Origin of the sequence: Oceanobacillus sp. AG (genome assembly GCF_009746545.1) — a bacterium.
In the GTDB taxonomy this organism is placed as follows: Bacteria; Bacillota; Bacilli; order Bacillales; family Amphibacillaceae; genus Oceanobacillus; species Oceanobacillus indicireducens.
On record NZ_WOWT01000011.1, the window covers coordinates 32,792 to 57,279 of the forward strand.

At 41.8% G+C, this 24,488-nt stretch carries 24 protein-coding genes and 1 other annotated feature; of the genes, 7 read left to right on the forward strand and 17 right to left on the reverse strand.

Annotated features, from left to right (window positions below):
* Positions 1-332: 332 nt before the first annotated feature.
* The 3 genes from typA to GN217_RS07275 form a co-directional block, all read right to left on the reverse strand.
* Positions 333-2,147: a translational GTPase TypA gene (gene typA, locus GN217_RS07265; protein ID WP_156856014.1), complete on the reverse strand. Its 1,815-nt coding sequence runs from the start codon at positions 2,145-2,147 to the stop codon at positions 333-335.
* A 336-nt stretch (positions 2,148-2,483) separates the two neighbouring features.
* Positions 2,484-3,842 (reverse strand): sensor histidine kinase, encoded by a 1,359-nt coding sequence (locus GN217_RS07270; protein ID WP_156856015.1) that lies wholly within the window; start codon positions 3,840-3,842, stop codon positions 2,484-2,486.
* A 3-nt stretch (positions 3,843-3,845) separates the two neighbouring features.
* Positions 3,846-4,532: a response regulator transcription factor gene (locus tag GN217_RS07275; protein WP_156856016.1), complete on the reverse strand. Its 687-nt coding sequence runs from the start codon at positions 4,530-4,532 to the stop codon at positions 3,846-3,848.
* Between the two features lie 346 nt (positions 4,533-4,878).
* On the opposite strand from GN217_RS07275, the gene GN217_RS07280 reads away from it, so the two are divergent.
* Positions 4,879-6,246 (forward strand): S1C family serine protease, encoded by a 1,368-nt coding sequence (locus GN217_RS07280; RefSeq protein WP_156856017.1) that lies wholly within the window; start codon positions 4,879-4,881, stop codon positions 6,244-6,246.
* 117 nt (positions 6,247-6,363) lie between these two features.
* On the opposite strand, the gene GN217_RS07285 is transcribed toward GN217_RS07280, so the two are convergent.
* On the reverse strand, positions 6,364-7,053 hold the full coding sequence (locus GN217_RS07285; protein WP_232334361.1) for a TraR/DksA C4-type zinc finger protein: 690 nt from the start codon (positions 7,051-7,053) through the stop codon (positions 6,364-6,366).
* A gap of 144 nt (positions 7,054-7,197) precedes the next feature.
* Here GN217_RS07285 and GN217_RS07290 point away from each other — a divergent pair, with 144 nt between their 5' ends.
* Positions 7,198-8,073, forward strand: a complete 876-nt coding sequence (locus GN217_RS07290; protein ID WP_156856018.1) for an NAD(P)-dependent oxidoreductase — start codon at positions 7,198-7,200, stop codon at positions 8,071-8,073.
* Positions 8,074-8,129: 56 nt separating this feature from the next.
* Here GN217_RS07290 and GN217_RS07295 read toward each other — a convergent pair whose 3' ends face one another.
* From GN217_RS07295 to GN217_RS07310, 4 genes are all read right to left on the reverse strand, one after another.
* Complete coding sequence (locus GN217_RS07295) at positions 8,130-8,429, reverse strand: hypothetical protein (protein ID WP_156856118.1); 300 nt, start codon at positions 8,427-8,429, stop codon at positions 8,130-8,132.
* Positions 8,430-8,645: 216 nt separating this feature from the next.
* Positions 8,646-8,843 (reverse strand): cold shock domain-containing protein, encoded by a 198-nt coding sequence (locus GN217_RS07300; protein WP_156856019.1) that lies wholly within the window; start codon positions 8,841-8,843, stop codon positions 8,646-8,648.
* 333 nt (positions 8,844-9,176) lie between these two features.
* Positions 9,177-10,142: an oxygen-dependent tRNA uridine(34) hydroxylase TrhO gene (trhO, locus tag GN217_RS07305; protein WP_156856020.1), complete on the reverse strand. Its 966-nt coding sequence runs from the start codon at positions 10,140-10,142 to the stop codon at positions 9,177-9,179.
* A 146-nt stretch (positions 10,143-10,288) separates the two neighbouring features.
* Positions 10,289-11,896 (reverse strand): long-chain fatty acid--CoA ligase, encoded by a 1,608-nt coding sequence (locus GN217_RS07310; protein WP_156856021.1) that lies wholly within the window; start codon positions 11,894-11,896, stop codon positions 10,289-10,291.
* A gap of 169 nt (positions 11,897-12,065) precedes the next feature.
* Here GN217_RS07310 and GN217_RS07315 point away from each other — a divergent pair, with 169 nt between their 5' ends.
* Positions 12,066-12,545, forward strand: a complete 480-nt coding sequence (locus GN217_RS07315) for a glutathione peroxidase (RefSeq protein ID WP_156856022.1) — start codon at positions 12,066-12,068, stop codon at positions 12,543-12,545.
* A 96-nt stretch (positions 12,546-12,641) separates the two neighbouring features.
* Here GN217_RS07315 and GN217_RS07320 read toward each other — a convergent pair whose 3' ends face one another.
* The 8 genes from GN217_RS07320 to GN217_RS07355 all read right to left on the reverse strand — a co-directional run bounded on the left by GN217_RS07320 (position 12,642) and on the right by GN217_RS07355 (position 19,735).
* Positions 12,642-12,827, reverse strand: a complete 186-nt coding sequence (locus GN217_RS07320; RefSeq protein WP_156856023.1) for a DUF6366 family protein — start codon at positions 12,825-12,827, stop codon at positions 12,642-12,644.
* A gap of 132 nt (positions 12,828-12,959) precedes the next feature.
* A complete protein-coding gene (ddlA, locus tag GN217_RS07325; RefSeq protein ID WP_156856024.1) occupies positions 12,960-14,060 on the reverse strand; it encodes a D-alanine--D-alanine ligase in 1,101 nt (366 codons plus the stop codon).
* Positions 14,061-14,450: 390 nt separating this feature from the next.
* Positions 14,451-14,843 (reverse strand): type II toxin-antitoxin system death-on-curing family toxin, encoded by a 393-nt coding sequence (locus GN217_RS07330; RefSeq protein ID WP_156856025.1) that lies wholly within the window; start codon positions 14,841-14,843, stop codon positions 14,451-14,453.
* Positions 14,844-15,095 carry an AbrB/MazE/SpoVT family DNA-binding domain-containing protein gene (locus GN217_RS07335; RefSeq protein WP_229782670.1) on the reverse strand — a complete coding sequence of 84 codons (252 nt, stop codon included), beginning with the start codon at positions 15,093-15,095 and terminating at the stop codon, positions 14,844-14,846.
* 157 nt (positions 15,096-15,252) lie between these two features.
* Complete coding sequence (locus tag GN217_RS07340; protein WP_156856027.1) at positions 15,253-15,837, reverse strand: hypothetical protein; 585 nt, start codon at positions 15,835-15,837, stop codon at positions 15,253-15,255.
* Between the two features lie 473 nt (positions 15,838-16,310).
* A complete protein-coding gene (gene proS / locus GN217_RS07345; protein ID WP_156856028.1) occupies positions 16,311-17,750 on the reverse strand; it encodes a proline--tRNA ligase in 1,440 nt (479 codons plus the stop codon).
* 340 nt (positions 17,751-18,090) lie between these two features.
* Positions 18,091-18,317: a binding site (T-box leader), on the reverse strand.
* A 55-nt stretch (positions 18,318-18,372) separates the two neighbouring features.
* Positions 18,373-19,206: a bifunctional hydroxymethylpyrimidine kinase/phosphomethylpyrimidine kinase gene (thiD, locus tag GN217_RS07350; protein ID WP_156856029.1), complete on the reverse strand. Its 834-nt coding sequence runs from the start codon at positions 19,204-19,206 to the stop codon at positions 18,373-18,375.
* 46 nt (positions 19,207-19,252) lie between these two features.
* Entirely contained in the window at positions 19,253-19,735 is a 483-nt protein-coding gene (locus tag GN217_RS07355; protein ID WP_156856030.1) for a DUF456 domain-containing protein, read from the reverse strand.
* Positions 19,736-20,331: 596 nt separating this feature from the next.
* Here GN217_RS07355 and ehuB point away from each other — a divergent pair.
* The 4 genes from ehuB to ehuA all read left to right on the forward strand — a co-directional run bounded on the left by ehuB (position 20,332) and on the right by ehuA (position 23,496).
* A complete protein-coding gene (gene ehuB / locus GN217_RS07360; RefSeq protein WP_156856031.1) occupies positions 20,332-21,207 on the forward strand; it encodes an ectoine/hydroxyectoine ABC transporter substrate-binding protein EhuB in 876 nt (291 codons plus the stop codon).
* 139 nt (positions 21,208-21,346) lie between these two features.
* Positions 21,347-22,009, forward strand: a complete 663-nt coding sequence (locus GN217_RS07365; RefSeq protein WP_156856119.1) for an amino acid ABC transporter permease — start codon at positions 21,347-21,349, stop codon at positions 22,007-22,009.
* Positions 22,006-22,707 carry an ectoine/hydroxyectoine ABC transporter permease subunit EhuD gene (gene ehuD, locus GN217_RS07370; protein WP_156856032.1) on the forward strand — a complete coding sequence of 234 codons (702 nt, stop codon included), beginning with the start codon at positions 22,006-22,008 and terminating at the stop codon, positions 22,705-22,707. The genes GN217_RS07365 and ehuD overlap by 4 nt, the downstream gene beginning before the upstream one ends.
* A gap of 18 nt (positions 22,708-22,725) precedes the next feature.
* On the forward strand, positions 22,726-23,496 hold the full coding sequence (gene ehuA, locus GN217_RS07375) for an ectoine/hydroxyectoine ABC transporter ATP-binding protein EhuA (protein ID WP_156856033.1): 771 nt from the start codon (positions 22,726-22,728) through the stop codon (positions 23,494-23,496).
* Between the two features lie 69 nt (positions 23,497-23,565).
* Here ehuA and murB read toward each other — a convergent pair whose 3' ends face one another.
* Positions 23,566-24,480, reverse strand: coding sequence for a UDP-N-acetylmuramate dehydrogenase (gene murB / locus GN217_RS07380; RefSeq protein ID WP_156856034.1), 915 nt, complete (start codon positions 24,478-24,480; stop codon positions 23,566-23,568).
* Between the last annotated feature and the right edge of the window lie 8 nt (positions 24,481-24,488).

Sequence of the window (24,488 nt, forward strand, 5' to 3'; positions counted from 1 at the left end):
ACAGTTACTCTGACCCCATTGTCCCTGCTCTTAAACTGGGACAGTTGCTCTGACCCCATTTTCCCTGCTCTTAAACTGGGACAGTTACTCTGACCCCAATGTCCCTGCTCTTAAACTGGGACAGTTGCTCTGACCCCAATGTCCCTTCCCTGATCTTATACCGGGACAGTTGCTCTGACCTCAATGTCCCTTCCCTGATCTTATACTGGGACAGTTGCTCTGACCCCATTGTCCCTGTTCAAAAAGAGACAGGGTGAGGTATTTCTTCATCCTGTCTCTTGAATCTAACTGCCCATGAATTAATATGTTTGGGTTGTGTCGGGGAGTTTTATTTATTTTTTCGCTGCTTTTTCTCTTTCGGATTTATTTAAGATTTTTTTCCGGAGGCGGATGGATTCTGGGGTAACTTCGCAATATTCGTCATCGTTCAAGTATTGCAATGCTTCCTCCAATGACATCTTTCTCGTTTTTCGGATATTTGCTGTTTGATCTTTTGTTGATGCGCGCATATTCGTCAAATGCTTTTCTTTTGTAATATTTACGGTTAAATCATTATCCCGGTTATGCTCGCCGATAATCATACCAGCATATACTTCCTGTCCCGGTTCCGCGAAAATAGTACCACGGTCTTCCAAATGTAAAATACTATAAGTGGAAACTTTACCATTTTCCAGTGCAACTAGTACACCTTCGCGTCTTCCACCGACATTACCTTTAATAACTGGTTCAAAGGCTTCGAATGTATGATTCAAAATTCCATAACCACTCGTCTGGGACATGAATTCAGTCGTATACCCAAGCAGACCCCTTGATGGCACTTTAAATTCAATACGAACTTGGCCATCTCCATAGTTCACCATATCGAGCATTTCCCCTTTACGCTCTCCAAGGGACTCCATCACCGTTCCTGTATATGCTTCTGGAACATCAATCTGCACACGTTCCACCGGCTCGCAATCTACACCATCTATTTCTTTAATAATTACTTCTGGTTTCGAAAGCTGGAGTTCAAAGCCTTCTCTTCGCATGTTCTCAATCAGGATCGACAAGTGCAGTTCTCCGCGTCCAGAAACTATCCAAGCGTCCGGCGTATCAGTCGGATCAACACGCAGACTTACATCTGTTTCAAGTTCCTTCATGAGCCGTTCTTCAATTTTTCTAGCGGTAATATATTTTCCTTCTTTACCGGCAAACGGGCTATTATTCACAAGAAACGTCATTTGCAGTGTCGGTTCATCGATTCGTAACCATGGCAGGGCCTCCGGATGATCTTTCGGGCAGACCGTTTCCCCGATATTAATATCTTCTAATCCAGAAACAGCTACAATTTCACCGGCACTTGCTTCTTCAATTTCAATCCGTTTTAAACCGAGAAAACCGAACAGCTTGGAGATCCGATATGACTTGTTCGTTCCGTCCTGTTTCATTAGAACGACTTGCTGGCCGACATGGATTTTCCCTCTAGCAACCCGACCGACACCAATTCTTCCGACATAATCATTGTAATCAAGCAATGTCACTTGGAATTGTAATGGCTCATCGGAGTTATCAATAGGGGCAGGGATATGTTTCATAATCGTCTCGAAAATCGGATCCATCGTTTCTTCTTGTTGATCCGGTTCAAGACCTGACGTACCATTTAAAGCTGATGCATAGACGACAGGGAATTCCAATTGCTCATCATCCGCTCCTAGCTCAATAAACAAGTCAAGCACTTCATCGATTACTTCTTCCGGTCGTGCGTTAGGTCTGTCAACTTTGTTCACGACGACCATTGGCCGCAGTTTTTGTTCGAGTGCTTTTTTGAGCACGAAACGGGTCTGAGGCATCGTTCCCTCGTAAGCATCAACGACAAGTGCTACCCCGTCCACCATTTTCATAATCCGCTCGACTTCTCCACCGAAGTCCGCGTGACCTGGTGTATCGAGAATATTTATCGTTGTATCCTCATATTTAACAGCAGTATTCTTCGCTAATATTGTAATTCCACGTTCACGTTCAATATCACCTGAGTCCATTGCACGATCATCGACCTGCTCATTTTCCCGGAATGTTCCAGAGTATTTTAACAGTTGATCGACAAGCGTTGTCTTCCCGTGATCAACGTGGGCAATAATTGCAATATTACGTATATCTTTTCTTTGCATAACGTCCGCTCCTCTTTTTTAAGGGATGAATCAAGCCCTTATTATAACATATTATCGAGTTCGAGTATATTTATCGGAATTATAACGCTTTTTTGCAAAGGGTTAGTGACCTAAAAAGTAAAAACAACTTCAACTTCTGGAAAGGGATTCGAGTCTGTCCCTCTAAATCTCTAGGAGTCGTCTTGCCAGGAAACTGATAAGCTCGATCTATATCTTTCAGCAACAGAAAAAGGCTTCGTAAGGAACTGTTCTCCCTTATCTCTACCCTTTTATAACAAAATAATACAATATTGGTCAAAAAAACCCCGAGGATATCCCCGAGGTTTTGCATTTTTCTTAGCCCTGTTTCTCTCTTTTATTACTCACTACTGGCAACGTAATGATAAATCTCGCTCCTTCTAAATCCGGCGAGCGGTCGACACTAATCTTGCCGTCCGATTGTTCAATAATTGCCCGGGCAATAGCGAGGCCAAGCCCGCTTTCGCCACTTTTCCCTTTAATGAAACGGTGAAAAATATGTGGAATTAAGTCTTCTGCAACACCGTCTCCGTCATCTTCTACTGTAATCATGATTTGCTTATGCTCGGTATATGCATGGATACGTATCCGGCTCTTTGCATGGCGGATTGCATTGACGACAATATTGGAAAGGGCGCGCAGCATTTTCTCCTCATCTGCATAAATCTGAATATCCTCTTTAACTTGTTTGTCCACTCTGATATTATTTTCCGTTAACATTGGGAAGAGCCGATCAATGACTGCATCAATTAAAACATCCCCAGACAGCATGATGGGCTCGTACGTTTTCTCCGTATCAAGCTTGGCGAGCAGAATCATTTCATTAATAATAACTTTCAGCCGCTTCACTTCCTCAACCATCAGCTCTAGTCCCTTATCTTTTTCTTCCCCTTCAAACACACCGTCTTTAATCCCTTCCGCATAGCCTTGAATTGTCATGAGCGGTGTTTTCAATTCATGACTCGCATTCTGGAAAAATACTTGCTGGGAACTCATATAACGTTGTAGTTCATTCGCCATTTCAAACACACTTTGTTCCACTTCTTTAATTTCCCCTGTTGCCTTAATCCGCTCGACGTCATCGAACTGACGCTTCTCAATCTTCTTCAATTGCCGCTGGAGAAGTGTTAGTGGTGTTACAAGTGTATTTGTTAAATAATAACTTAGCCAAATTGCGAGCAAAGCACCGATAAGAAAGATGAGAAATAACCTCTTGATGAAGTTTCGCTGAATCTCATGTAGGTCAGTCATCGGTGTCAATAAAATTAATTCGAGGCCGAGAGCGTCCGGGTTAAAAAGGATGCGGGATGTGACAAAACGGTCATTGCCAAGTTGCCACATCGTCTCTTTCGTGTTGGCAAAATTATTTTCCTGGAAAAATCCAGCAACGACCGAATTGGGCATCGTGGAGAACAATACGGTATCCATATTCCGGTCATAAAGGAACAATTGAAGCTCCTGGTCATTTAAAAATTGATTAAATTCATGGATATCCTTTGTCGTTCCGTACTGCTCGGTTAAAAAATTTGCAAGCAGTTCACCGGTTTCCTCCAGCTGTCTCTGCTCATCCTGCACGAGAATATCTAATATTAAAGAATAAATGAGATAGCCGGTCACCGTTAAAACGACGATAAGCAGCCCAGTAAATGCTAGGGTTAATTGTGAGCGTAGTTTCATCACTTATTCCTCATCTTTTCGCAATCGATATCCATAGCCCCATACGGTTTCAAGTGGGATATCCGGTATTTTTTTACGGATCCGTTTCACAAGATCATCCACCGCCCGGTCACTTCCGAAATAATCATTGCCCCAAATGTTTAGGAGTAATTCTTCCCTTGAAAAAGCCCGGTTCGGATTTTGCGCGAATAAGAGCAGCATATCGTACTCTTTTGTCGTTACCTCAAATTCGTCACCAGCCCAGAATATCCTCCGTTCATCAAGGTAAATCAGTAACTCCCCTACCTTCATCCGCTCGAGAGGCTGTTGCTCCATTTGCTTGCCGAGGCTCGTTCGTTTAAATAGCCGCTTTACACGAGCAACAAGCTCCCTAGGACTAAAAGGTTTTGTGAGATAATCATCCCCACCGAGCTCAAGACCAAGAATCTTATCGATTTCATCATCTTTTGCAGAGATGATGATGATTGGTACTTCACTTTCCATGCGGATTCGTTTACAGAATTCATAGCCATCCATCCCTGGAAGCATAATATCAAGAATCAACATATCAGGCGGATTCGTTTGCCACACTTCCCATCCCTCTTCCCCAGTTGACATGATGATGACATCATAGCCTTCTTTCTTGAGGTAGGCACGCACAATATTTTGGATATTTTTATCATCTTCTACTACACCAATTGTGTAACTCATTTCTTGTCACCTTTTCATTCGTTTTACTTATCTTCATTTTCACATAGAATGTATTAAAATTATACTAAAAAGCTGTCAAAAATCATCTTCCACATTTTTTCCACAATTACGCCTAAGCTTTCCCTTTTCTAATGGGTATAATAAGAAATGTAAGGAAGTGGTTGACACCATCTACTCCTTAGAACTTCCCCTTTTATTTGATATATTTGGAAGCCGCAATCACATCCCTATTGCGGTCTTCCTATGTAGAGTTGCTGAGGTCAAGATTTCTTTTCAGCAGCTCTCTCTTTTCTTTTACTTATATTCATAATAATTGATAGAATACTTAATAGAAAGGGTGATTTTGATGAATTTTGAAGACAAAAGACCAAATCATTCACAGGAGAGCGGCGAATATAAGCAGCCTTCAAACGAATCTCCGGAAACAGAAAATGTTCTAGAAGAGCAAGAATATGAAGATGTAAGTGACAACGAGCAAACTTCTCCCCCGCCGCAATCCGAAACGAGCCCGGCGCAAGCTCCATTAGATGGGAAGAACGGGAAAAAGAATAAAAAATGGAGCGGCTGGAGCGCACTTGCCGGCGGACTAATCGGTGGGGCAGTTGCAGCAGTGATTGTCGCAATGTTGTTTGTAAACAATATTATCCCACTGGACGGTAACACACAAACGAGCCCGGTGACGGAAAATCAAAGCAGTGAAGTGGCAGCAATCATCGATACTTTTTCCTCTGAAGACGCGGATAGCTCAACAAACATCCAGGAAGTATCCGATGCAGTAGTTGGAGTCGTTAATTTGCAACAACGAAGCATTTGGGATGGCGATGAAGAAGCTGGAACCGGATCTGGAATTATTTATAAAAAAGAAGATGGAAAAGCATATATCGTAACGAACCAACATGTTGTTGACGGTGCGGAAAATGTGGAAATCGTACTTGGTGATGAGGAACGGATTCCAGCGACTGTGCTTGGCGAGGATGCATTGATGGATCTTGCTGTACTTGAGGTCGACGGCGAATTAATCGATACTGTTGCGACATTCGGTACGTCGGAAAACCTTGCCGTTGGTGAAACCGTGCTTGCAATCGGCAACCCGCTCGGATTAGATTTTGCCAATACGGTAACGAAAGGAATTATTAGCGGTCTAAATCGTTCGGTTCCAGTTGATACGAATGGTGACGGACAACCGGACTGGGTAACAGAAGTGTTACAGACAGATGCTGCCATCAACCCAGGTAATAGTGGTGGGGCTCTAGTTAATACAAACGGTGAAGTGGTTGGGATCAATTCGATGAAAATTGCTCAAAGTGCCGTTGAGGGAATCGGTTTTGCCATACCAGCTGATACTGCTTTACCGATTATGGAACAACTGGAAACGGAAGGAACAGTCACAAGACCGCTGATCGGAATCAGTACAGCTGCTTTATACCAAGTACCACCGGAATATCGCGGGAACATTGATCTTCCCGATGATGTAGAAGGTGGCATGGTGATTGCTAGTGTCGAACCCCGTTCCCCAGCTGATAAAGCCGGTTTGCAGCAGTTCGATGTAATTACGAAGATCAACGATGAGCCAGTAACTTCAATTCTTGAACTGCGGAAGTATTTATACTCTGATACAGCAGTAGGTGAAGAGATAAAAATCGAATTTATCCGCGATGGCAAAGTAGAGACGACAGAGCTTGTGCTACAAGAGCTTGATGAAAATGCTGCATAATTAATTAAGACATAAGACCGCCTCGGTTTCGAGTGCGGTCTCTTTTTGTGATGATTGCGGTACGATGTTGATAGCGAAAACTGTGAACTTAAACAGTCCTCGTAACATTTCAGTATCTCACTCCGACTTCTGATTCCTGAAATGATCTAACGCTTGCTCATCATACTTACCGTCCTCACCTGCTGATATATAACCTTCTATACCCTCAGGTCCCGCATTGTTTTCATCACTATTCGGATACATTTCGTTATAACTATCCTGATCGTCATATAAATCAGAAGGCCCGTCTGAGGAACCGTACCTGCTTACCTCCTGCCAAGCATCCTCTCTATCATAAGCAGTATTATCCACATCCCTTGCTTCCTCGGAACGGATGTTACTCGACATCACTTCTTCCTCAACCGGTCGCTCCCGTGAGAAAGTCTGTTCACTCGCATGCTCCATGCACTTGTCCGCAGTCGGAACAGCCTCCAACCGCTCATACGGAATATCTTGGCCACAAACGGCGCAAATTCCGTATGTACCCTCTTCCATCGCATGAAACGCTTTATTTATATCTTCCAGTTCTTTTTCCGCATGTTCATTCAAGGCAAGGTCTTTACTGCGCTCAAATAATTCCGTTCCCTGATCGCCTGGATGATTATCATAATTAGACAGTTCCCCGCTTATCTCCTGGGAAAATTCATATTTCAAACCAAGCTGGTCTTTCAATTGATCGATTAATTCATGTTCTCGCTCATGTAAGATATCAAACATTTGTGAAAGTTGTTTGTCGGTTAGCATATGCATAGCTCCCATCTTTCTCATTTTTTACGGAAAATTCCTATCCTTTTAGTAAATTTCATAAAAATTGATGCTTTTTTTGTTATAATGAGCTACATATACTATATGTAAAATGAACAGAATGATTCGGGTTAACTACTGCCCAAATGATGGAAAGGGGAAGAACGAATGACACAAAATACACTCAAAAATATTGGTTTTATCGGAACAGGAGTTATGGGAAAAAGTATGGCTTCTCATGTCTTAAAAGCTGGCTACAATGTAACCGTCTACACACGGACCAAGCATAAGGCTGAAGAACTGCTTGCTGAGGGTGCAACTTGGGTGGATACCGTGAAAGAACTAGCAGCAACTGTTGATCTAGTTATCACGATGGTTGGTTACCCAAGTGACGTCGAGGAGGTTTATTTTGGAGAGGAAGGTATTTTACAAAATGCGCGTGAACATACATACGTCGTTGATATGACTACATCAAAGCCATCTCTAGCAGTAAAAATTTATGAAGAAGCAAAGAAGCGGAACATCCATGCGCTTGATGCACCTGTTTCCGGTGGTGACATTGGGGCGAGAAACGCGAAGTTAGCGATTATGGTCGGAGGAGACCAAGCTGCATTTAACAACGTGCTGCCGATTTTTCAGATGATGGGTGAAAATATTATCCACCAAGGGGAAGCTGGAGCAGGGCAGCATACGAAACTTGCCAATCAAATTACAATTGCAACGAATATGATCGGTGTAGCTGAAGCACTTGTTTATTCGAAAAAAGCCGGTCTCAATCCAGAGCGAGTTCTGGACAGCATCAGTACCGGAGCGGCAGCAAGCTTCTCCCTATCACAACTTGGTCCGCGTATGTTAAAAGGCGATTTCGCACCAGGTTTTTACGTAAAGCACTTCATTAAGGATATGACGATTGCACTTGAGGCTGCTGAAGAAATGGGATTGTCTACACCAGGACTTAAACTCTCCCTCGAACTGTACAAAGAACTAGCGGAAAAAGGGGAAGAAGACAGCGGCACACAAGCATTGATAAAGCTATTTGAATAACAATCACGAGCGGGTGAATTAGCCAGTTCTATTTCACCCGCTTCTTTGCATGTCTTTCAATTATCCAGTTTTTCGCTCTCCTCTTGAACAACGAATGCTAAATCATCATTGCCGAACAGCTGAAGGACTTGGAGAACCGTTACAGTTGGAATCTCATCTGCTTCATTTTTGGGGACGGTTTCCTCTACCACTTCATCCAAGATTGCGTTATTCAGCTGATTTGGATAGGCCTTATTATATAATTCCTGGGCATCCAGATTATTATTCACACACCACTGCGCGAAAATAAGAATCATCATCCGTTCGTCGTTCTGATAATTTTCAATGACACGTTTTTCCATTTCTTTTGCATTCATGTCTTTCGCATCCATAATATTCATTCACCTGCTTATCAATATTAACAAAGGCGCTAAAGCCGGACGTGGCTAACCCTTGATACCTAAGTTCTCACGGTATTTTTATTTTATCATGCATTAACGGCCTGTAATACCCCCACTGAATGAAGTTTCACTTTATAGTTTCTTATACTAAAAAAAGCTTACCTCCACTGGAAGTAAGCTTTTGTATTTGAATTATAAACGAACTACGTTAGCCGCTTGTGGACCACGGTCGCCTTCAACGATTTCGAACTCAACTTCTTGACCTTCTTCTAAAGTCTTGAAGCCTTCAGCTTGGATAGCTGAGAAGTGTACGAATACGTCATCGCCATCTTCACGCTCGATGAAACCGAAACCTTTTTCTGCATTAAACCATTTTACTTTACCAGTCATTTAAATGACCTCCTTTTCAATATCGTGCAAAGTAATTGAATCTGTAATACTTTTACACCACTTGAAAAAGAGATCGTAAAGTATTTTTATTCCAATTCCCATTTGCACCTTCTACTTTACATGGTCGCTCGGAAAAAAGCAAGTATTTTTTATTACTCTCCCTTAAGAATCCGTTAACATTTCAGATTTTTTGCATTTGTCACGCCAGAGTTATTACCATTTTTTTGGAAAACCGTTTAATTAAATAGCGTTAACCATAGTGTACTTATTGCAAAGGAATTAATACGTGATAAAAATAAGAACTCCCTTATATCAGGAAGTTCTTATTTTTTATTAAGCATGCTGTTTTTCTTCTTCAAGTGCACGCAGGCGTTCTGCGACTTCTTCTTCAGACAGGTTATGCTCTTTCACGTAAAGGTTGCGCGGAGTGACACGGCACTCATGGGAGCAGCCGCGCAGATACTTGTGCTCATTCTCTTCAGAGCAGAGCATTTGTCTATTACATTCCGGGTTAGCACAATTGACATAGCGTTCGCACGGCTTCCCATCAAAGAAATCTTTTCCGACAATGACATGTTCTTTTTGGTTGACTGGAACAGAAATTCGTTCATCAAATACATACATTCTTCCGTCCCAAAGGTCACCCTGCACTTCCGGGTCCTTCCCATATACAGCGATTCCGCCATGAAGCTGAGCAACATCCTCAAAGCCCTCACGAACGAGCCAACCTGAGAATTTCTCACAACGGATTCCACCAGTACAATACGTCAATATTTTCTTCCCTTCGAACATGTCGCGGTTCTCACGGACCCACTCAGGCAGTTCGCGGAAAGTTTCGATATCCGGACGAATAGCGCCGCGGAAATGACCGAGATCATATTCATAATCGTTACGCGCGTCAAGAATGACCACGTCATCACGTTCCATTGCCGCACGGAACTCTTTCGGCTCCAAATATTCGCCAGTAAGCTCATGCGGATCAATATCATCCTCAAGACGCATTGTCACCAGTTCTTTACGTGGGCGGACATGCATTTTCTTAAACGCGTGACCTTCATGCTCATCAATTTTGAACATCATGTCTTGAAAACGTTCATCTGCATGCATCATATCCATATATTTTTGAGTTTGTTCAACTGTTCCGGATACTGTACCGTTGATTCCTTCTTCGGCAACTAAAATCCGGCCTTTCAATCCTACTTTTTTACAGAACTTCAAATGTTCTGCTGCGAAGGTTTCGGGGTCTTCAATGTATACATATTTGTAGTACAGCAAGACCTGATATTTTGATTTCTCCATTGTGTGTTACCACCTATCATTTATATTTGCAAGATACAAATGTTTGGTGTTTGTGTTATTTATCATCTTGCATAAGAACTAGTATAACAAAAATAAGGAAAAATAAAAAGTGGGTTAGCACTGCTATTTCGTGCCAACCCACCATCTTATAATGCAAGCTGCTCTTCAACTTGTTCTCGTAATGCCCGCTTTAAAAATTTTCCAACTGAAGTCTTTGGTATTTCATCCATAAACAATACTTCATCCGGTAACCACCACTTGGCAAATTGTGGCTCTAAATATTCGAGCATCTCCTCTTTCGAAAGCTGTACACCATCGTTTAATACAACACACGCGACAGGGCGCTCCTGCCATTTTGGATCAGGGATGGCGACAACTGCTGCTTCGAATACATCGGGATGTGCCATAAGCGCATTTTCCAAATCAACCGATGAAATCCATTCGCCACCACTTTTAATCAAGTCCTTCGTTCGGTCAACAATCTTCACGTAGCCTTCTTCATCAATCGTTACGACGTCTCCAGTGTGGAGCCAACCATCAACAAAAGAACTTTCACTTCTGTCATCCTTATAGTAAGAGTCAGCAATCCACGGCCCGCGAATGAGTAGCTCGCCCATATCCTGCCCATCCGCCTTCACCTCGCCATTATCATTAACAATTTTTACTTCAACACCTGGAACAACCCTTCCTTGAGTCGCCCGCAATTTTAATTTTTCTTCATAAGAAAGATTTGCCTGGTAGCTCTTTAATTTAGCAACCGTGACAACCGGGGTCGTTTCTGTCATACCATACGCATGAATAAAAGGAATACCGTGTGTTTCTTCAAATGCTCGAATCATTCCTTCTGGTGCAGCGGAACCACCACATAACACAGCACGTAAACTGTTTAAATTATAATTTCCTTGTTCCAATTCTTTTAAAAGTCCTAACCAAATCGTCGGTACTCCCGCTGTGATCGTTACCTTGTTATCTTCAATCAATTCAGCTAGTATTTGGGGCGTCGGCATTGGGCCAGGGAGAACTTGTGATGCCCCGAGCCAAGTCGCTGCAAAGGGGATTCCCCAAGCATTGACGTGAAACATCGGAACAACTGGCATCGCAATATCCTGTTCGGACAGTCCTGCCGTATCTGCAAGGGACAGAGCCATGCTATGAAGGTAAAGTCCCCGGTGCGAATAGATGACCCCTTTCGGCTTGCCAGTTGTAGCGGACGTATAACATAATCCGGCCGGATCATTTTCTAAAATATCATCGCGGAACGGGAATGTCTCATCACCACCCGCAAGCAATTCCTCATAGGAATAAATCGGGTCTAAAGCAGATTCTGGGAGTGTATCGTCATCAGTCATGACGATAAATGCTTCTACTGTATTAATGTCATCTTTAATTTGCTCTATTAATGGAAGAAGATCAACATCAATCAGCAATACTTTATCTTCGGCATGATTAATAATGTGGATTAAATGTTCTTTCGATAGACGCAAATTGATGGTATGCAAAACAGCACCAATGCTCGGAATTGCAAAATATGCCTCCAAATGACGGTGATGATTCCAAGCAATCGTACCGACCTTGTCCCCTCTCGTAACACCTAATCTGTCCAATATACTGGCTAGTGACCGTGTGCGAGAGACAAATTCTCCATATGTGAATGTACGTATCTCTTTCTGGGTTCGAGAGATGATTTCCTTCTTCGGAAAATATTTTTCAGTGTGCTGCAGCATTGCTGGTAAAGTTAATTGTATATCCATCATGATTTTCATTTCCCCCTTTTTTAATACAACCTAAATGAATGCGCTTACAAAACCTATTCTAAGTATTCATTACAATTTGTCAAGTTGGAAATGTTCTTTAAAATAGATTAAGCTGTTTTTGACAGTTGTTATGGTGCTTGCTATCCTTCTTGTAAGGAGGCTGATGTTCATGAGTGTATATGAATACCGTGCAAAAACAATTCGCGGCGAGGATAAGTCCCTCAGAGACTATGAAGGAAAAGTGCTACTTATTGTAAATACAGCAAGTGAGTGTGGATTCACGCCACAACTTCAAGGTTTACAGAGGCTGTATGATGAGATTGGCAATGATAATTTTGAAATCTTAGGTTTCCCTTGCAACCAATTCGGTGGTCAGGACCCTGGATCAGACGACGAGATTGCTGAATTCTGCTCCGCCAATTACGGTGTTTCTTTCCCCATGTTTAGTAAAATTGATGTAAAAGGAGAAAACGCTCATCCGTTATTCAAGCATTTAACAAGTGAGCAAAAGGGAATCTTAACAGAAGATATAAAATGGAACTTCACAAAATTCCTAGTTAATAAGAATGGTGAAGTAGTAAATCGTTTCGCCCCTCAGAAAGAACCGGCGAAATTGAAAAAGGAAATCGAGGAATTAATTGATGCTTAATTTTTGCATCGTGTAAATAGCCTGTTTTACAAAAGTGCTCCGATTACATTCTGAGCACTTTTGTATCTCGGAAGGGACTGTATTTTATATGAACATTCATCTCAATAAAAAATAAGCACCAACAAGAATGAGAATGAGGATAAGAATTCCAGTACCCTTCCAGCCTAAACCACCGACAAGATCAGCGAGATTGCTCCCCTGTATACTGCTGGATGATTTTTTTAATTCCTCTTGTCTCAGCTTTTCTCTTCTCATTTCAGGAGTTTCTTTATCCTTGTTCATATTAAATTCACCCTCCCTATCCACTTATACGTTAGCCTTACCACTTAAGTTTCAAAATCCAATAACTCCAACAAAAAAAACACACCCTATTTCTATCTAAGATGTGTTCTTCGCTTTAAATAATTTAAATTATCATTCCGTTTCAAACGAACTTTCTAGTCCTGCGTCACGTTCTTGGCGCTCTATCGCCAGCTCAATCAATCGGTCGATAAGCTCGCTGTACGGAATGCCGGAGAGTTCCCATAATTTAGGGTACATACTAATTTTAGTAAATCCAGGGATCGTGTTGATTTCATTAATAATAATTTCATTTGTTTCCGTTAAAAATACGTCAACCCGCGCCATTCCTTCACAACCCAATGCTTGGAAAGCCTTAACTGCAACATCCTGGATTTCTTTCACTTGGTTGTCATCTAATTTTGCCGGGATTTCCAATGTTGCTCCACTTTCATCGATATACTTCGCTTCATAGGAATAGAAATCATTGGTCGCAACAATTTCGCCTGGAATGGAAGCTTCTGGATACTCATTTCCCAAGATAGAGCATTCGATTTCTCTGCCTTGGATTGCCTCCTCAATTAAAATCTTATGGTCATATTTAAAAGCCTCAGCTACAGCCTCTCCAAACTCTTCCGCCGACTCGACTTTACTGACACCTACCGAAGAACCTTGGTTCGCTGGTTTAATAAATAATGGCAGGCCAAGATTTTTTTCTATTTCTGCAAAAGAGATATTTCCTTTTGTTGCACGGGTGAACGTGTAAGACCTAGCAACTTTGAGACCTGCATCCTTTAGAAGGCGTTTTGCAACATCCTTATCCATACTGATTGCTGAGCCTAATACGTTCGAACCGACAAAGGGAATATTTGCAACACGCAGCATTCCTTGAATACTTCCATCTTCCCCGAGCGTTCCGTGCAGGATTGGAAAAATAACATCGAGCTGATCAAGGGCTGCCATGCCATTAGCCTTCATTAACTTTTTATCCGCTTCACCCGGTACGAAGGCAACCCCTTCATTTGTTTTATTCAAGGCAATCAACTTCGGATCGTTGGCATTTAACAGAAACTGCGATGAATCATGCAAATGCCATCTTCCCTCTTTATCGATTCCGATTAATGTCACATCATATTTATCTTTATCCATTGCTTCTAATACATTTTTTGCCGATTGCAACGAAACTTCATGTTCCGCTGATTTCCCGCCAAAAATCAAGCCAACTCTTTTTTTCATGCTCTAATCCTCCAAAATGATTTCATTAGCTATATTTATTCTATAGCCCAGCTATACGTGCATGCATCTTTTAACACAATTATACTTTTATATTTTATCATTAGGTGACCTAAGTGACAAAGGGGAATAAAGTGAAACTTCATTCAGTGGGGAATCTTTTCCTCCCCACTGAATGTTAGTTGAACAGAATCACGCATTTACGGACTTGTATACCCCCACCTTCACATGATAGGCTTCCCTCATGTTTAGAGGTGGGAATATTACAGACCGTTAATGCGTGATAAAAAAAATAACCACCTAGTATCAATTAGTGTGGTTAACTCCATATTAATATCTAATACAGTATTTAATCATTCGGACTAGACGGTTAATTACCATCTATATTCTTAATTACCTTGGTTCAATGTGCTTTTCTATCCAATCCGCAATATCCTCAATTTCCGGCTTTTTAACCACTAAATAAACAGTATAATCTTCAGCTTCTTTTTGACTAGCTTTAAATTGGTATCCATTTACCCATAAAAACTGTTTCATGCATGCGAAACTCGTTCTTTTATTACCATTATGGAAAGCATGGTTTTGCGAAATACTAGCATACAAAGCCGCAGCCTTTAACCATATTGTAGGGTATGCATCTTTACCAAACACTGTTTGTTTTGGTCTTTCTATTGCACTAAACAGCATATTTGTATCTTTTACGCCTATTTGTTCTTCTGGGGTATAACGTTTTATCACGGCAGCATTTATAAAAATAACTTCCCTGTCAGTTAGATATCGGACCATTTATCTGTCTGAAAGGTTTCTCAGTGTATCATCATAGTTTTCAAAAAGGTCTTCTAACCCTTCTAAAAACTCCTGGTCTAAAAAATCCATATTTACAGGTCTTTTTATAGACACACTGCCGTCATTCTCCAATATAAATTTAACATCATCACCTTGCTTTACTTTTAAGTGATTCAATACTTCCTGTGGAATCGTTACCCCAACGCTATTACCAATTTTAGTAATTTTCCTCTCCACTTCACTCACCGCCATTTCTTCTCCTCCCATTCTTCTCGAAAATGGCAAAGTTTAAACCGCAAAAAAAGCTTTACAGTACTTACTGTAATAACATTATATCTAAATTATAACTCAGAAGTGCAAAAAACACAATTTTTTTATTAAGATTTGTCAAGTATTTTAAATGGAAGTTTTATTCCGCAAACTCAGCTTTGAATAAATAAACGACATCATACTCCTTTAACTCCTCCATATTCGCTTCGGGGTCTTCATAAAACGAGTTTGAAATAGAAGATATTCCAAATTCATCATCAGAGTATGCAATATCCGCCAACACAAGCTCGCCTTCATGCAGTGTTTTTTCTTCAGGTATGTCGCCATAAACTGCTGGTAAAAATTCAAAATTTTCGTCTCGGGTTGTGAGAGAAGAGACACCATCTTCATCACCTACCCCAATATGGAATGTTTGCTGCTCGTCAACTCCATCTATTTTGGTTGCGAAAATAATCAAACCCGTTTCGTCTACCGGTGACGTTAGATAACCTAGCTGATCATCGACTAATTCCCCTTGCTCATATTTTTCTACCCACATGGATACTTCCTCATAGTCCTCGTTATTGAAGTCAAACAGGAACGATTGGTTTGTTAGCGTAGAGAGTATAGTTTCCTCCCTATCACTTACATCAACTGCTGCAATAATATTAGAAGCGTTGTCATCACAAGCACTCAATGTTCCTACTAACAAAATAAACATCAGAATTCCCAAAAGTTTTTTCATTAGAGAATCACATCCTTCGTTTCGTTTCCGTTTTCTACTTTACTGCTTGAAAATATTAAAAGTTATCCTCTCCACCAACAATGACAGAGCGGTGAGAGCTCGTATAATTATCATAGCGGTTAGAGATTATCATTGTAAACAAAAAAGGTAAGCCGACCAGGTCAAAACCTGATTGACTCACCTTTAAACAGTCGATGTCACTTTTGATTTACATTCAGCTCCATCGACCAGGAACTGTCCGAACTTCCTGCACCTTCATTCGATAAAGAAGACTTGCCGAATGATCTGTATGAGGCTTAGTCGCCCTTATACCCTTGTGGTGAAAGTCAACATCAGCTCAAGGAGAAAAGGAAGGCCGACTAAGAACGGGCCAAGGCCCAACTCACGTCTCCCCCTAAAGGGGCATGTTTCCTTTATCTCATTGCGCCGCAGTCCAGTTCGGCCGTTCCTAAACGGGCGATGTCACCTTTGATTTAATAAGCTTTCGCCCAAATAACCAAATCTTCGGCTGGTTTACCACAGCACACACAAGTTTCCGCTAACTTCTCTTGTTCAAAAGGAATACAGCGGGAGGTTGCGGTTGTTTCTTCTTGGATCTTCTCTTCACACGCTTCGTCTCCACACCACATTGCTTTTAAGAAACCGCCTTTTTCCTCAAGCATTTCTCTAAATTCTTCCATCGTTGTAACGGAAGTTGTCTTCTCGTTACGATGTGCGAGTGCCTTGTCGTAAAGGTTTTGCTGGACTTCATCAAGCAATTCCGGTAGACGCTTTTCCAGATCAACAAGTGCGACAAATTCCTTCTCTCCAGTATCACGGCGCACAAGGATAACTTGCTCCTTCTCAATATCTTTCGGTCCTAGTTCAATACGAACTGGGATTCCCTTCATTTCATATTCATTAAATTTCCAGCCTGGCATCTTGTCGCTTGCGTCAATATCGACACGAACAAGACCTTTGAGCTGATCACGCAAGTCATACGCTTTATCTAGTACGCCTTCCTTATGTTGTGCAACCGGAATAATCATCGCCTGTGTCGGAGCAATCTTCGGAGGTACAACTAAGCCGCGGTTGTCCCCGTGAACCATAATCAATGCACCCATAATTCTTGTGGATAGCCCCCAAGATGTCTGGTGAACGAATTGACTATCCCCGTTCTCATCCAAGTACGTAATATCAAAAGCTTCCGCAAAGCCAGAACCGAAATGATGGCTCGTTCCAGACTGCAATGCTTTCCCGTCATGCATTAACGCTTCAATCGTTAACGTATATTTTGCTCCAGCAAATTTTTCACTATCTGTCTTCTTTCCCTTATATACCGGGATCGCCATATAGTTCTCAACTAAGTCTGCATAAGTATCAAGCATTCTCGCTGTTTCAATTTCCGCATCTTTGTCTGTTGCATGTGCCGTGTGCCCTTCCTGCCAGTGGAATTCAGAAGAACGCAGGAATGGGCGAGTTGTCTTCTCCCAACGCACGACGTTAGCCCACTGGTTATAGAGCTTCGGAAGATCGCGGTACGAATGAATATGCCTTGAATAATATTCACAGAACAACACTTCAGACGTTGGGCGGACAGCGATTCTTTCTTGCAGTTCTTCATCTCCACCATGAGTCACCCAAGCTACTTCCGGCGCGAATCCTTCCACGTGATCCGCTTCTTTCTGCAGCCAGCTCTCCGGAATAAACAATGGGAACTGCACATTCGTATGGCCCGATTCTTTAATCATGCGATCCAATTCATCTTTAATATTTTCCCAAATCGCATACCCGTATGGGCGGATAATCATCGTCCCTTTAACTAAACCGTAATCGACTAACTCGGCCTGTTTCACAACATCGGTATACCACTGTGCAAAGTCATCTTCCATCGCGGTAATCTTTTCCACAAAATCTTTATTCTTTTTAGACAAATGAAACACCTCTTTACGTTATTTTAAGTATGTGTTCAAAAAGGAGGATAAAAAGGACCGAGGTCGACTAAGTTCGCAACGTCCTGTTGCAATGCCGACACTAGCACGTCCTGTGCGTCGAAATTCGAGGCGGCGAAAGCTCCCGGCACCGGAATGTACGTTAGTAGGTACATGAGGAGCGGAAAAGCGAGCCAACGAGCTTCCACAGGAGGTGGTGAGTTCTACGTTGTCCACAGGACGTGGACGATCTTAGTAGAACCTCCCCTTTCGCGAAGTTTCATTTTTACCGGACTTTTTGAACAACCTCTTTTACCAATAAAAAAAGACCCCTATCACTATAAAAAGGGACCTTCGTGTGGTGGTACCACCCTTATTTGCATGAAAAGTCATGCACACTTCCTTCGAATAACGGCTCTACACCGCGCACATCTTACAGACTGTCTCTTCGTCTATACGAAGTGCGAACTCAGACGGCAGGTTCTAACTTCTGTCTCCCGGAAATTCGCACCGACCATTTCCTCTCTGAAAAAGACAGCAAATTATACTATTCCGCATCAACGTTTCCACATATTTTCTCTTTTCTAATATATAGAAAGTAGGGGGTAAAGTCAAGCTATCCCCCCTACTGAACCTTCTCTACTTTAATATCGAACGCATCGCCGTATTTCCGCTGGGCAGCATGATAGGTCGGCCCAACCATTTCGGTATACGTGAACCCATGATTGATTGCTGTTGTTACAAATTTCTTCGCATGCTCCACTGCATCTTCCACGGTTTCGCCCTTCGCAAGGTAAGCTGTAATTGCCGCAGAGTAAGAGCAACCCGCTCCGCTCGTATTAACTGTGTCAATACGCGGCGCTTCAAATAAAGTAAGTGTCTTCCCGTCATATAATACATCGACAGCAGGCCCATCCAGCCGGCCACCTTTCACGAGCACATACTTAGAACCAAGCTCATATAAGTCAATCGCTGCTTGTTTCAATGCTTCCACATTCGTTATCTCTCGCTCACCCAGCAGAAATCGCGCTTCTGGAATGTTCGGTGTAATAATGGTTGCAAGTGGGATAAGCCGCTTTTTCAACGCCTCAATTGCATCATCTTTCAAAAGCTTCGAATCAAGTTTCCCGACCATAACCGGATCAATAACAACCGATTTAATATCCGATTGTTCAATTAACCCTGCGACCAAATCAATTACTTCTTTAGAGAATAACATCCCCGTTTTTAAGGCATCCGTTCCAACCTGGCGCATCGCAGTATCAAATTGTGCTTCGATTGCTTCTATCGTCTGCGGATGGACGTTTTTCCCTGTTTCCGGGTGTTTCCCAACAATAGCTGTAACAACACTCATTCCATAAACATCAAGTTCTTGGAATGTTTTCAAATCTGCTTGGATCCCCGCACTCCCGCCTGCTGCAGAACCCGCGATCGTAATAACTCTAGCAGGATATTCCATAAAGCATTACTCCTTTAATTTCAACTATCAATTATTTTAACACACGCTAAAAAATAATGAGAATAAAAAACCAGACAATCATTACGAACTGTAAAATCACTTTTGCGAACGATCCGCCCAAAAATCCGATCAACGATCCAATCGAAGCCCGAAATGCCTCATTTACCGTGCGCTTCATCAACATTTCTACGATGAACACGACAAGAAATGGGACATAAATAATTCCAAAGGGCGGTGTAATAAAGGAACCGATAATAACAGCAACAGCAGCCGCGCGTTCGCCAGCTTTACTACCCCCGAACCGTTTCACAAAGTAACTGTTGGCAATGATATCGGAACTGATTAGCAGAATCGTTATCACAATCATTGCAAGCCAAAATAACGTATTCAGTTCGCCACTGTCAATACCAAAGTGAAAAATTATGAAACCTAACCAGATAAGTAGTACGGATGGAATAATCGGAAATACAATCCCGATGAAGCTACCGATAAATAATAAGACGATGACGATCCAAAGGATAATTTCCATGAAAGGACACTCCCATTCTATCTATTAACTACAGTGTAACTGACTAGTAACAGCCCGATTGGTTCAACTCAACAAACTTCAGTGGATTAAAAAATGCACATTAAAAATGAAAGTCCAATTTATCACGTATTAACGGTCTGTAATATCCCCATCTCTAAACATGGGTTAAGCTCAAGATGTGAAGGTTTGGAGATACAGTCCGTAAATCCCTGATTCCGTTCAACTAACATTCAGCCGGGGGAGATAAGGAAACCCCCACTGAATGAAGTTTCACTTTAACTTTTTTCTTATTTCAATCTTAATGACTCTTAGCTTCTCTGTCCATATTATTTTTATTCTCTTAAAAGTAAATCTTGGGTAAACCTGCGTAAATGAGATGATATGGAAGGATGTTTTTGTATATCCAAATGAGGTATGGATTATTCCGAAATTTGAAGGCTAACCGATTTTTTTCTCATTTTATCATGTTTGAGAGAAAACATGTTTATCGGTACCATTGTAACAACATAAAAATATAGAGTGCTTTTTTACCCGATGTTTTTATTATGAACAAAAGGGAATAGAAGTATCAAAATTCTTAGGAGGTCAATAGCAACGTGAAACGATTAGGGGTTTTAATTTTAGCGGGCTTATTAGTTTTACTTGCAGCATGTGGTTCTGATAATGGAAATGGTGACGGTGCAGGTAAATTAGAGGCATTAAAAGAAAGCGGTACCGTAACAGTCGGCTTCGCTAACGAAGCACCATATGCTTATGAAGATAATGGTGAATTAAAAGGGGCTGCCGTAGATATTGCACAAGCAGTATTCGAAGAGCTTGGTATTGAAAATATGGATTCACAGTTAGCTGATTTCAGTCAATTGATTCCAGGTGTTCAAGCTGGACAATTTGATGTTGTAACAGCCGGCATGGCAATACAACCTGCACGCTGTGAGAACGCACTATTCGCCGAACCGGAAATGCAATACGGGGAAGGCTTAGTTGTACCAGCAGGAAACCCGAATGATATTCATAGTTACAAAGATATAGCGGATAATCCAGATTTAACTGTCGTGGTCATGGAAGGCGCAACAGAGATTGGTTTCTTACTGGATGAAGGTGTTAGTGAAGATCAAATCACGACTGCTTCAGACATCCCATCTACTTTCTCGGCCGTTCAAGCTGGTAGAGCGGATGCAACAACCGGCACCGAAATGACGGTAAGAATGGCGCTTGAATCGTTTGATTCCGATGATCTTGAGTTTGTAGAATCATTTGAACAACCCGATATTGAAGGTGTGCCAAGTTACGGCGCTGCTGCCTTTAGTCTAGATAATGAAGAATTACGTGATGCTTACAATGAGGTATTAGCAGAATTGAAAGAAGATGGAACCGTTGCAGAGCTACTTGAAGCGAATGGATTTAATGGTGAAACAAACTTTGTAGCAGATGGAGAAGTGACGACAGAGCAAGTGTGTAATGGTGAAGAGTAAACGTATCCGTTCACTTCAAGAACGAATAATGCAGTAACTTCATAAGGTCCGGTTCCTATCCAGGGCTGGACCTTTATTTTTTCGCGTGAATATGGAAGCGTACAACAATCTATTACAAGATAAATAAGGAGTGATTATCATTAATGCAATAATCGAGGTTTTTCCTCAAATTGCACGAGGTCTTGGTGTAACCATTACAGTTCTAATTGCTGCGTCCCTATTAGCCTATATAATGGCTTTTGTTGCCGGACTCTCTAAACTATCAAATAATGTATTCATTCGTAAAGCGACCGGGTTTTACGTGGAAATCTTCCGTGGAACCTCACTTATTGTTCAATTGTTTTGGCTTTACTATGCAATTCCGATGCTATTTAATATACCACTCGGTACCAACTGGTGGATCGGGGTCATTGCAATCGGACTGAACTATGGTGCATATCTTTCAGAAGTGGTTCGCACGTCCATCGTTGCAGTAGATAAGGGACAAACAGAAGCGGCTATTGCCCTTAACATGACAAGTTTCCAACGTATGCGACTTATTATTTTTCCGCAAGCAGTTCGCATGATGCTCCCTGAGTTTGGTAATTATACGATACTCATGTTGAAAAGTACTTCGCTCGTTTCCTTGATTGGTTTACGGGATATCCTCTATTATGGAGATATTATCCGAAGTACGAATGCATCGATTACCCCGCTTGTTTATACATTAGTACTCGTGCTCTACTTCCTCCTTGCTTTACCATTAATTTGGTTGACAAGGAAAGGAGAAGGTATTGCAAAGAAAGGGGTAGCTAGTTCATGAACACAACCTATTGGAGTTGGGATAGATTTTTTGAAGCACTCCCTTTCATTTTAGATGGTTTAGGCTTGACAATTTTCCTAACCATTTCCTGTTTCATATTTGCGCTCGTCTTTGGATTCGTTTGGACATTCTTAAGAAGAATACCGAATCGACCATTTAACTGGATTGTATCGTGGGTCATGGAATTCATCCGTACAACCCCGCCACTTGTACAGTTATTCTTCATTTATTATGCATGGCCGGTCATGCCTGTAGTCGGTACAACATTAAGCCCAGTGCAAAGTGCTATTCTTGGTCTAGGACTTCACTACAGCACCTATATTTCCGAAATCTATCGCTCAGGAATTGAAAGTGTTGAAAAAGGACAATGGGAAGCAGCTCAGGCACTTAACCTTAGCACCCTCGATAAATGGAGAAAAGTCATTTTACCACAGGCGATTCCGCCAACAGTACCGATGCTTGGAAACTACTTTATTATTTTATTTAAAGAGGTACCACTTGTTTCAACAATTAGTGTCGCTGAAATCTTATTGTTAGCGAACACATACGGAGCGAGGAATTGGGCTTATCTAGAGCCACTTACAATTGTAGGTATTATATTCCTGCTTCTAAGCTATCCTTCCTCCATACTGATTCGGAAGCTGGAAGATAGGATGAACACAAGATTCGATAAAAATGCATTAGCCAAAAGTTCATAGAGGAGAAGTGATGAGAAAATGACTGCACCTATTGTACAATATCGGGATGTTTGTAAATCATTTGGCGATGTTGAAGTATTAAAAGGTATTAATTTAGATATCAATCCAGCGGAAAAAGTTGCAGTAATCGGACCGAGTGGTTCCGGTAAAACAACGATCATCCGCTTATTGATGACACTCGAAGAACCAACCTCAGGAGATATTATCGTTAGTGGGGAAAATTTATGGAAAATGGAAAAGAACGGGGATATGGTACGCGCTAATGAGCACCATTTACGTAAAGTACGTGGTGACATTGGCATGGTTTTCCAGCATTTTAATCTATTTCCGCATATGACAATTCTGGAAAACTGTATGACGGCTCCGATACATGTAAAGAAAGAAAACAAAGAAGAAGTACGAAAGCGTGCAATTGAAATGCTTGAGCGTGTAGGCCTTGGGGACAAAATTGATAATTACCCAAGCCAGCTCTCTGGTGGTCAAAAGCAACGTGTCGCGATGGCAAGGGCTGTTGTCATGCGTCCGAAGATCATGCTCTTTGACGAGGTCACTTCAGCCCTTGACCCCGAGCTTGTCGGCGAGGTGCTGGAAGTGATCCGCGACCTTGCCCAGCATGAGGATATGGCGATGGTGCTCGTGACGCATGAAATGGACTTTGCATTAGATATCGCGGATAAAGTACTCTTCCTTGATGAAGGCGTCATTGCAGAGCAAGGATCAGCAAAAGAAGTAATCGAGCATTCACAAAATGAACGATTACAAAGCTTTTTAAGCAGATTCCGCAGCTAACTTGACTGCGAACACAAAACCACCGGATGCTAGCAATAATAAGGCATCCGGTGGTTTTTTATCGTTATGTTACTGTTTTTCTTCTCCAATAATCCGGACTTCCCTTTCAAGGGCTACTCCGAATTTCTCATGTACTGTCGCTTGCACATGTTCAATCAGCTTAATATACTCGTTTGCTGTTGCATCATCGACATTCACGATGAAACCGGCATGCTTTGTGGAAACCTGTGCGCCGCCAATCTGGACGCCTTGGAGATTGCTGTCCTGAATAAGCTTTCCAGCGAAATAACCGGGCGGACGCTTGAAAACACTCCCGCAAGATGGATATTCGAGGGGTTGCTTCGATTCCCGCTTCTCCGTCAAATCATCCATTACAGCTTTTATCTCCTCATAAGCGCCTTCCTTTAAATCAAAAGTCGCCTCAAGAACGATATAGCCGTTATCCGGAATGTTACTTGTACGATAATTCAGATCCAGTTCGTCCGCTTGCAATGTCTTCAGTTCCCCGTCTTTCGTGCAGACGAGGGCACTTCTAAGGACGTCCTTCACTTCCCCGCCATAAGCACCTGCGTTCATATACAACGCACCACCGACAGAACCAGGGATACCGCAAGCAAATTCAAGTCCAGAAAGCCTTTCTTGTAATGCATACCTGGAAGTATCAATAATTCTTGCACCACTTTCCGCAATAACCGCGTCACCTTCTCGTTTAATCGAAGAAAGTTTCTGCAAGTTCATGACAATCCCACGGATGCCACCATCCCGGACAATCAGGTTCGACCCATTGCCAAGTAAGGTGAAATCGACATCTTCTTTATTCGCAAGGCGCACAATCTCCTGCACTTCACCATAGTTCTCCGGCGTCACATAATAATCGGTTTTCCCACCAAGTTTTGTATACAGATGTTCCTTTAATGGCTCATCTTTTAATACATTTTCTTTTGCTGTTATACGAATTAATTTATCATAAATCGATTCCTTCATCGTCAATG

What these genes read in the sequence shown, in the direction of transcription:
- GN217_RS07320 (WP_156856023.1), bottom strand. Translation starts at nt 12,827, where the DNA reads ATGAACAAGGATAAAGAAACTCCTGAAATGAGAAGAGAAAAGCTGAGA.
- GN217_RS07315 (WP_156856022.1), top strand. Translation starts at nt 12,066, where the DNA reads ATGAGTGTATATGAATACCGTGCAAAAACAATTCGCGGCGAGGATAAG.
- ehuA (WP_156856033.1), top strand. Translation starts at nt 22,726, where the DNA reads ATGACTGCACCTATTGTACAATATCGGGATGTTTGTAAATCATTTGGC.
- GN217_RS07275 (WP_156856016.1), bottom strand. Translation starts at nt 4,532, where the DNA reads ATGAGTTACACAATTGGTGTAGTAGAAGATGATAAAAATATCCAAAAT.
- GN217_RS07340 (WP_156856027.1), bottom strand. Translation starts at nt 15,837, where the DNA reads ATGAAAAAACTTTTGGGAATTCTGATGTTTATTTTGTTAGTAGGAACA.
- GN217_RS07270 (WP_156856015.1), bottom strand. Translation starts at nt 3,842, where the DNA reads ATGAAACTACGCTCACAATTAACCCTAGCATTTACTGGGCTGCTTATC.
- GN217_RS07335 (WP_229782670.1), bottom strand. Translation starts at nt 15,095, where the DNA reads ATGGCGGTGAGTGAAGTGGAGAGGAAAATTACTAAAATTGGTAATAGC.
- ddlA (WP_156856024.1), bottom strand. Translation starts at nt 14,060, where the DNA reads ATGAAAAAAAGAGTTGGCTTGATTTTTGGCGGGAAATCAGCGGAACAT.
- trhO (WP_156856020.1), bottom strand. Translation starts at nt 10,142, where the DNA reads ATGGAGAAATCAAAATATCAGGTCTTGCTGTACTACAAATATGTATAC.
- GN217_RS07355 (WP_156856030.1), bottom strand. Translation starts at nt 19,735, where the DNA reads ATGGAAATTATCCTTTGGATCGTCATCGTCTTATTATTTATCGGTAGC.
- typA (WP_156856014.1), bottom strand. Translation starts at nt 2,147, where the DNA reads ATGCAAAGAAAAGATATACGTAATATTGCAATTATTGCCCACGTTGAT.
- ehuD (WP_156856032.1), top strand. Translation starts at nt 22,006, where the DNA reads ATGAACACAACCTATTGGAGTTGGGATAGATTTTTTGAAGCACTCCCT.
- thiD (WP_156856029.1), bottom strand. Translation starts at nt 19,206, where the DNA reads ATGGAATATCCTGCTAGAGTTATTACGATCGCGGGTTCTGCAGCAGGC.
- GN217_RS07295 (WP_156856118.1), bottom strand. Translation starts at nt 8,429, where the DNA reads ATGAATGCAAAAGAAATGGAAAAACGTGTCATTGAAAATTATCAGAAC.
- GN217_RS07285 (WP_232334361.1), bottom strand. Translation starts at nt 7,053, where the DNA reads ATGAGAAAGATGGGAGCTATGCATATGCTAACCGACAAACAACTTTCA.
- murB (WP_156856034.1), bottom strand. Translation starts at nt 24,480, where the DNA reads ATGAAGGAATCGATTTATGATAAATTAATTCGTATAACAGCAAAAGAA.
- GN217_RS07330 (WP_156856025.1), bottom strand. Translation starts at nt 14,843, where the DNA reads ATGGTCCGATATCTAACTGACAGGGAAGTTATTTTTATAAATGCTGCC.
- GN217_RS07300 (WP_156856019.1), bottom strand. Translation starts at nt 8,843, where the DNA reads ATGACTGGTAAAGTAAAATGGTTTAATGCAGAAAAAGGTTTCGGTTTC.
- GN217_RS07290 (WP_156856018.1), top strand. Translation starts at nt 7,198, where the DNA reads ATGACACAAAATACACTCAAAAATATTGGTTTTATCGGAACAGGAGTT.
- GN217_RS07310 (WP_156856021.1), bottom strand. Translation starts at nt 11,896, where the DNA reads ATGATGGATATACAATTAACTTTACCAGCAATGCTGCAGCACACTGAA.
- GN217_RS07280 (WP_156856017.1), top strand. Translation starts at nt 4,879, where the DNA reads ATGAATTTTGAAGACAAAAGACCAAATCATTCACAGGAGAGCGGCGAA.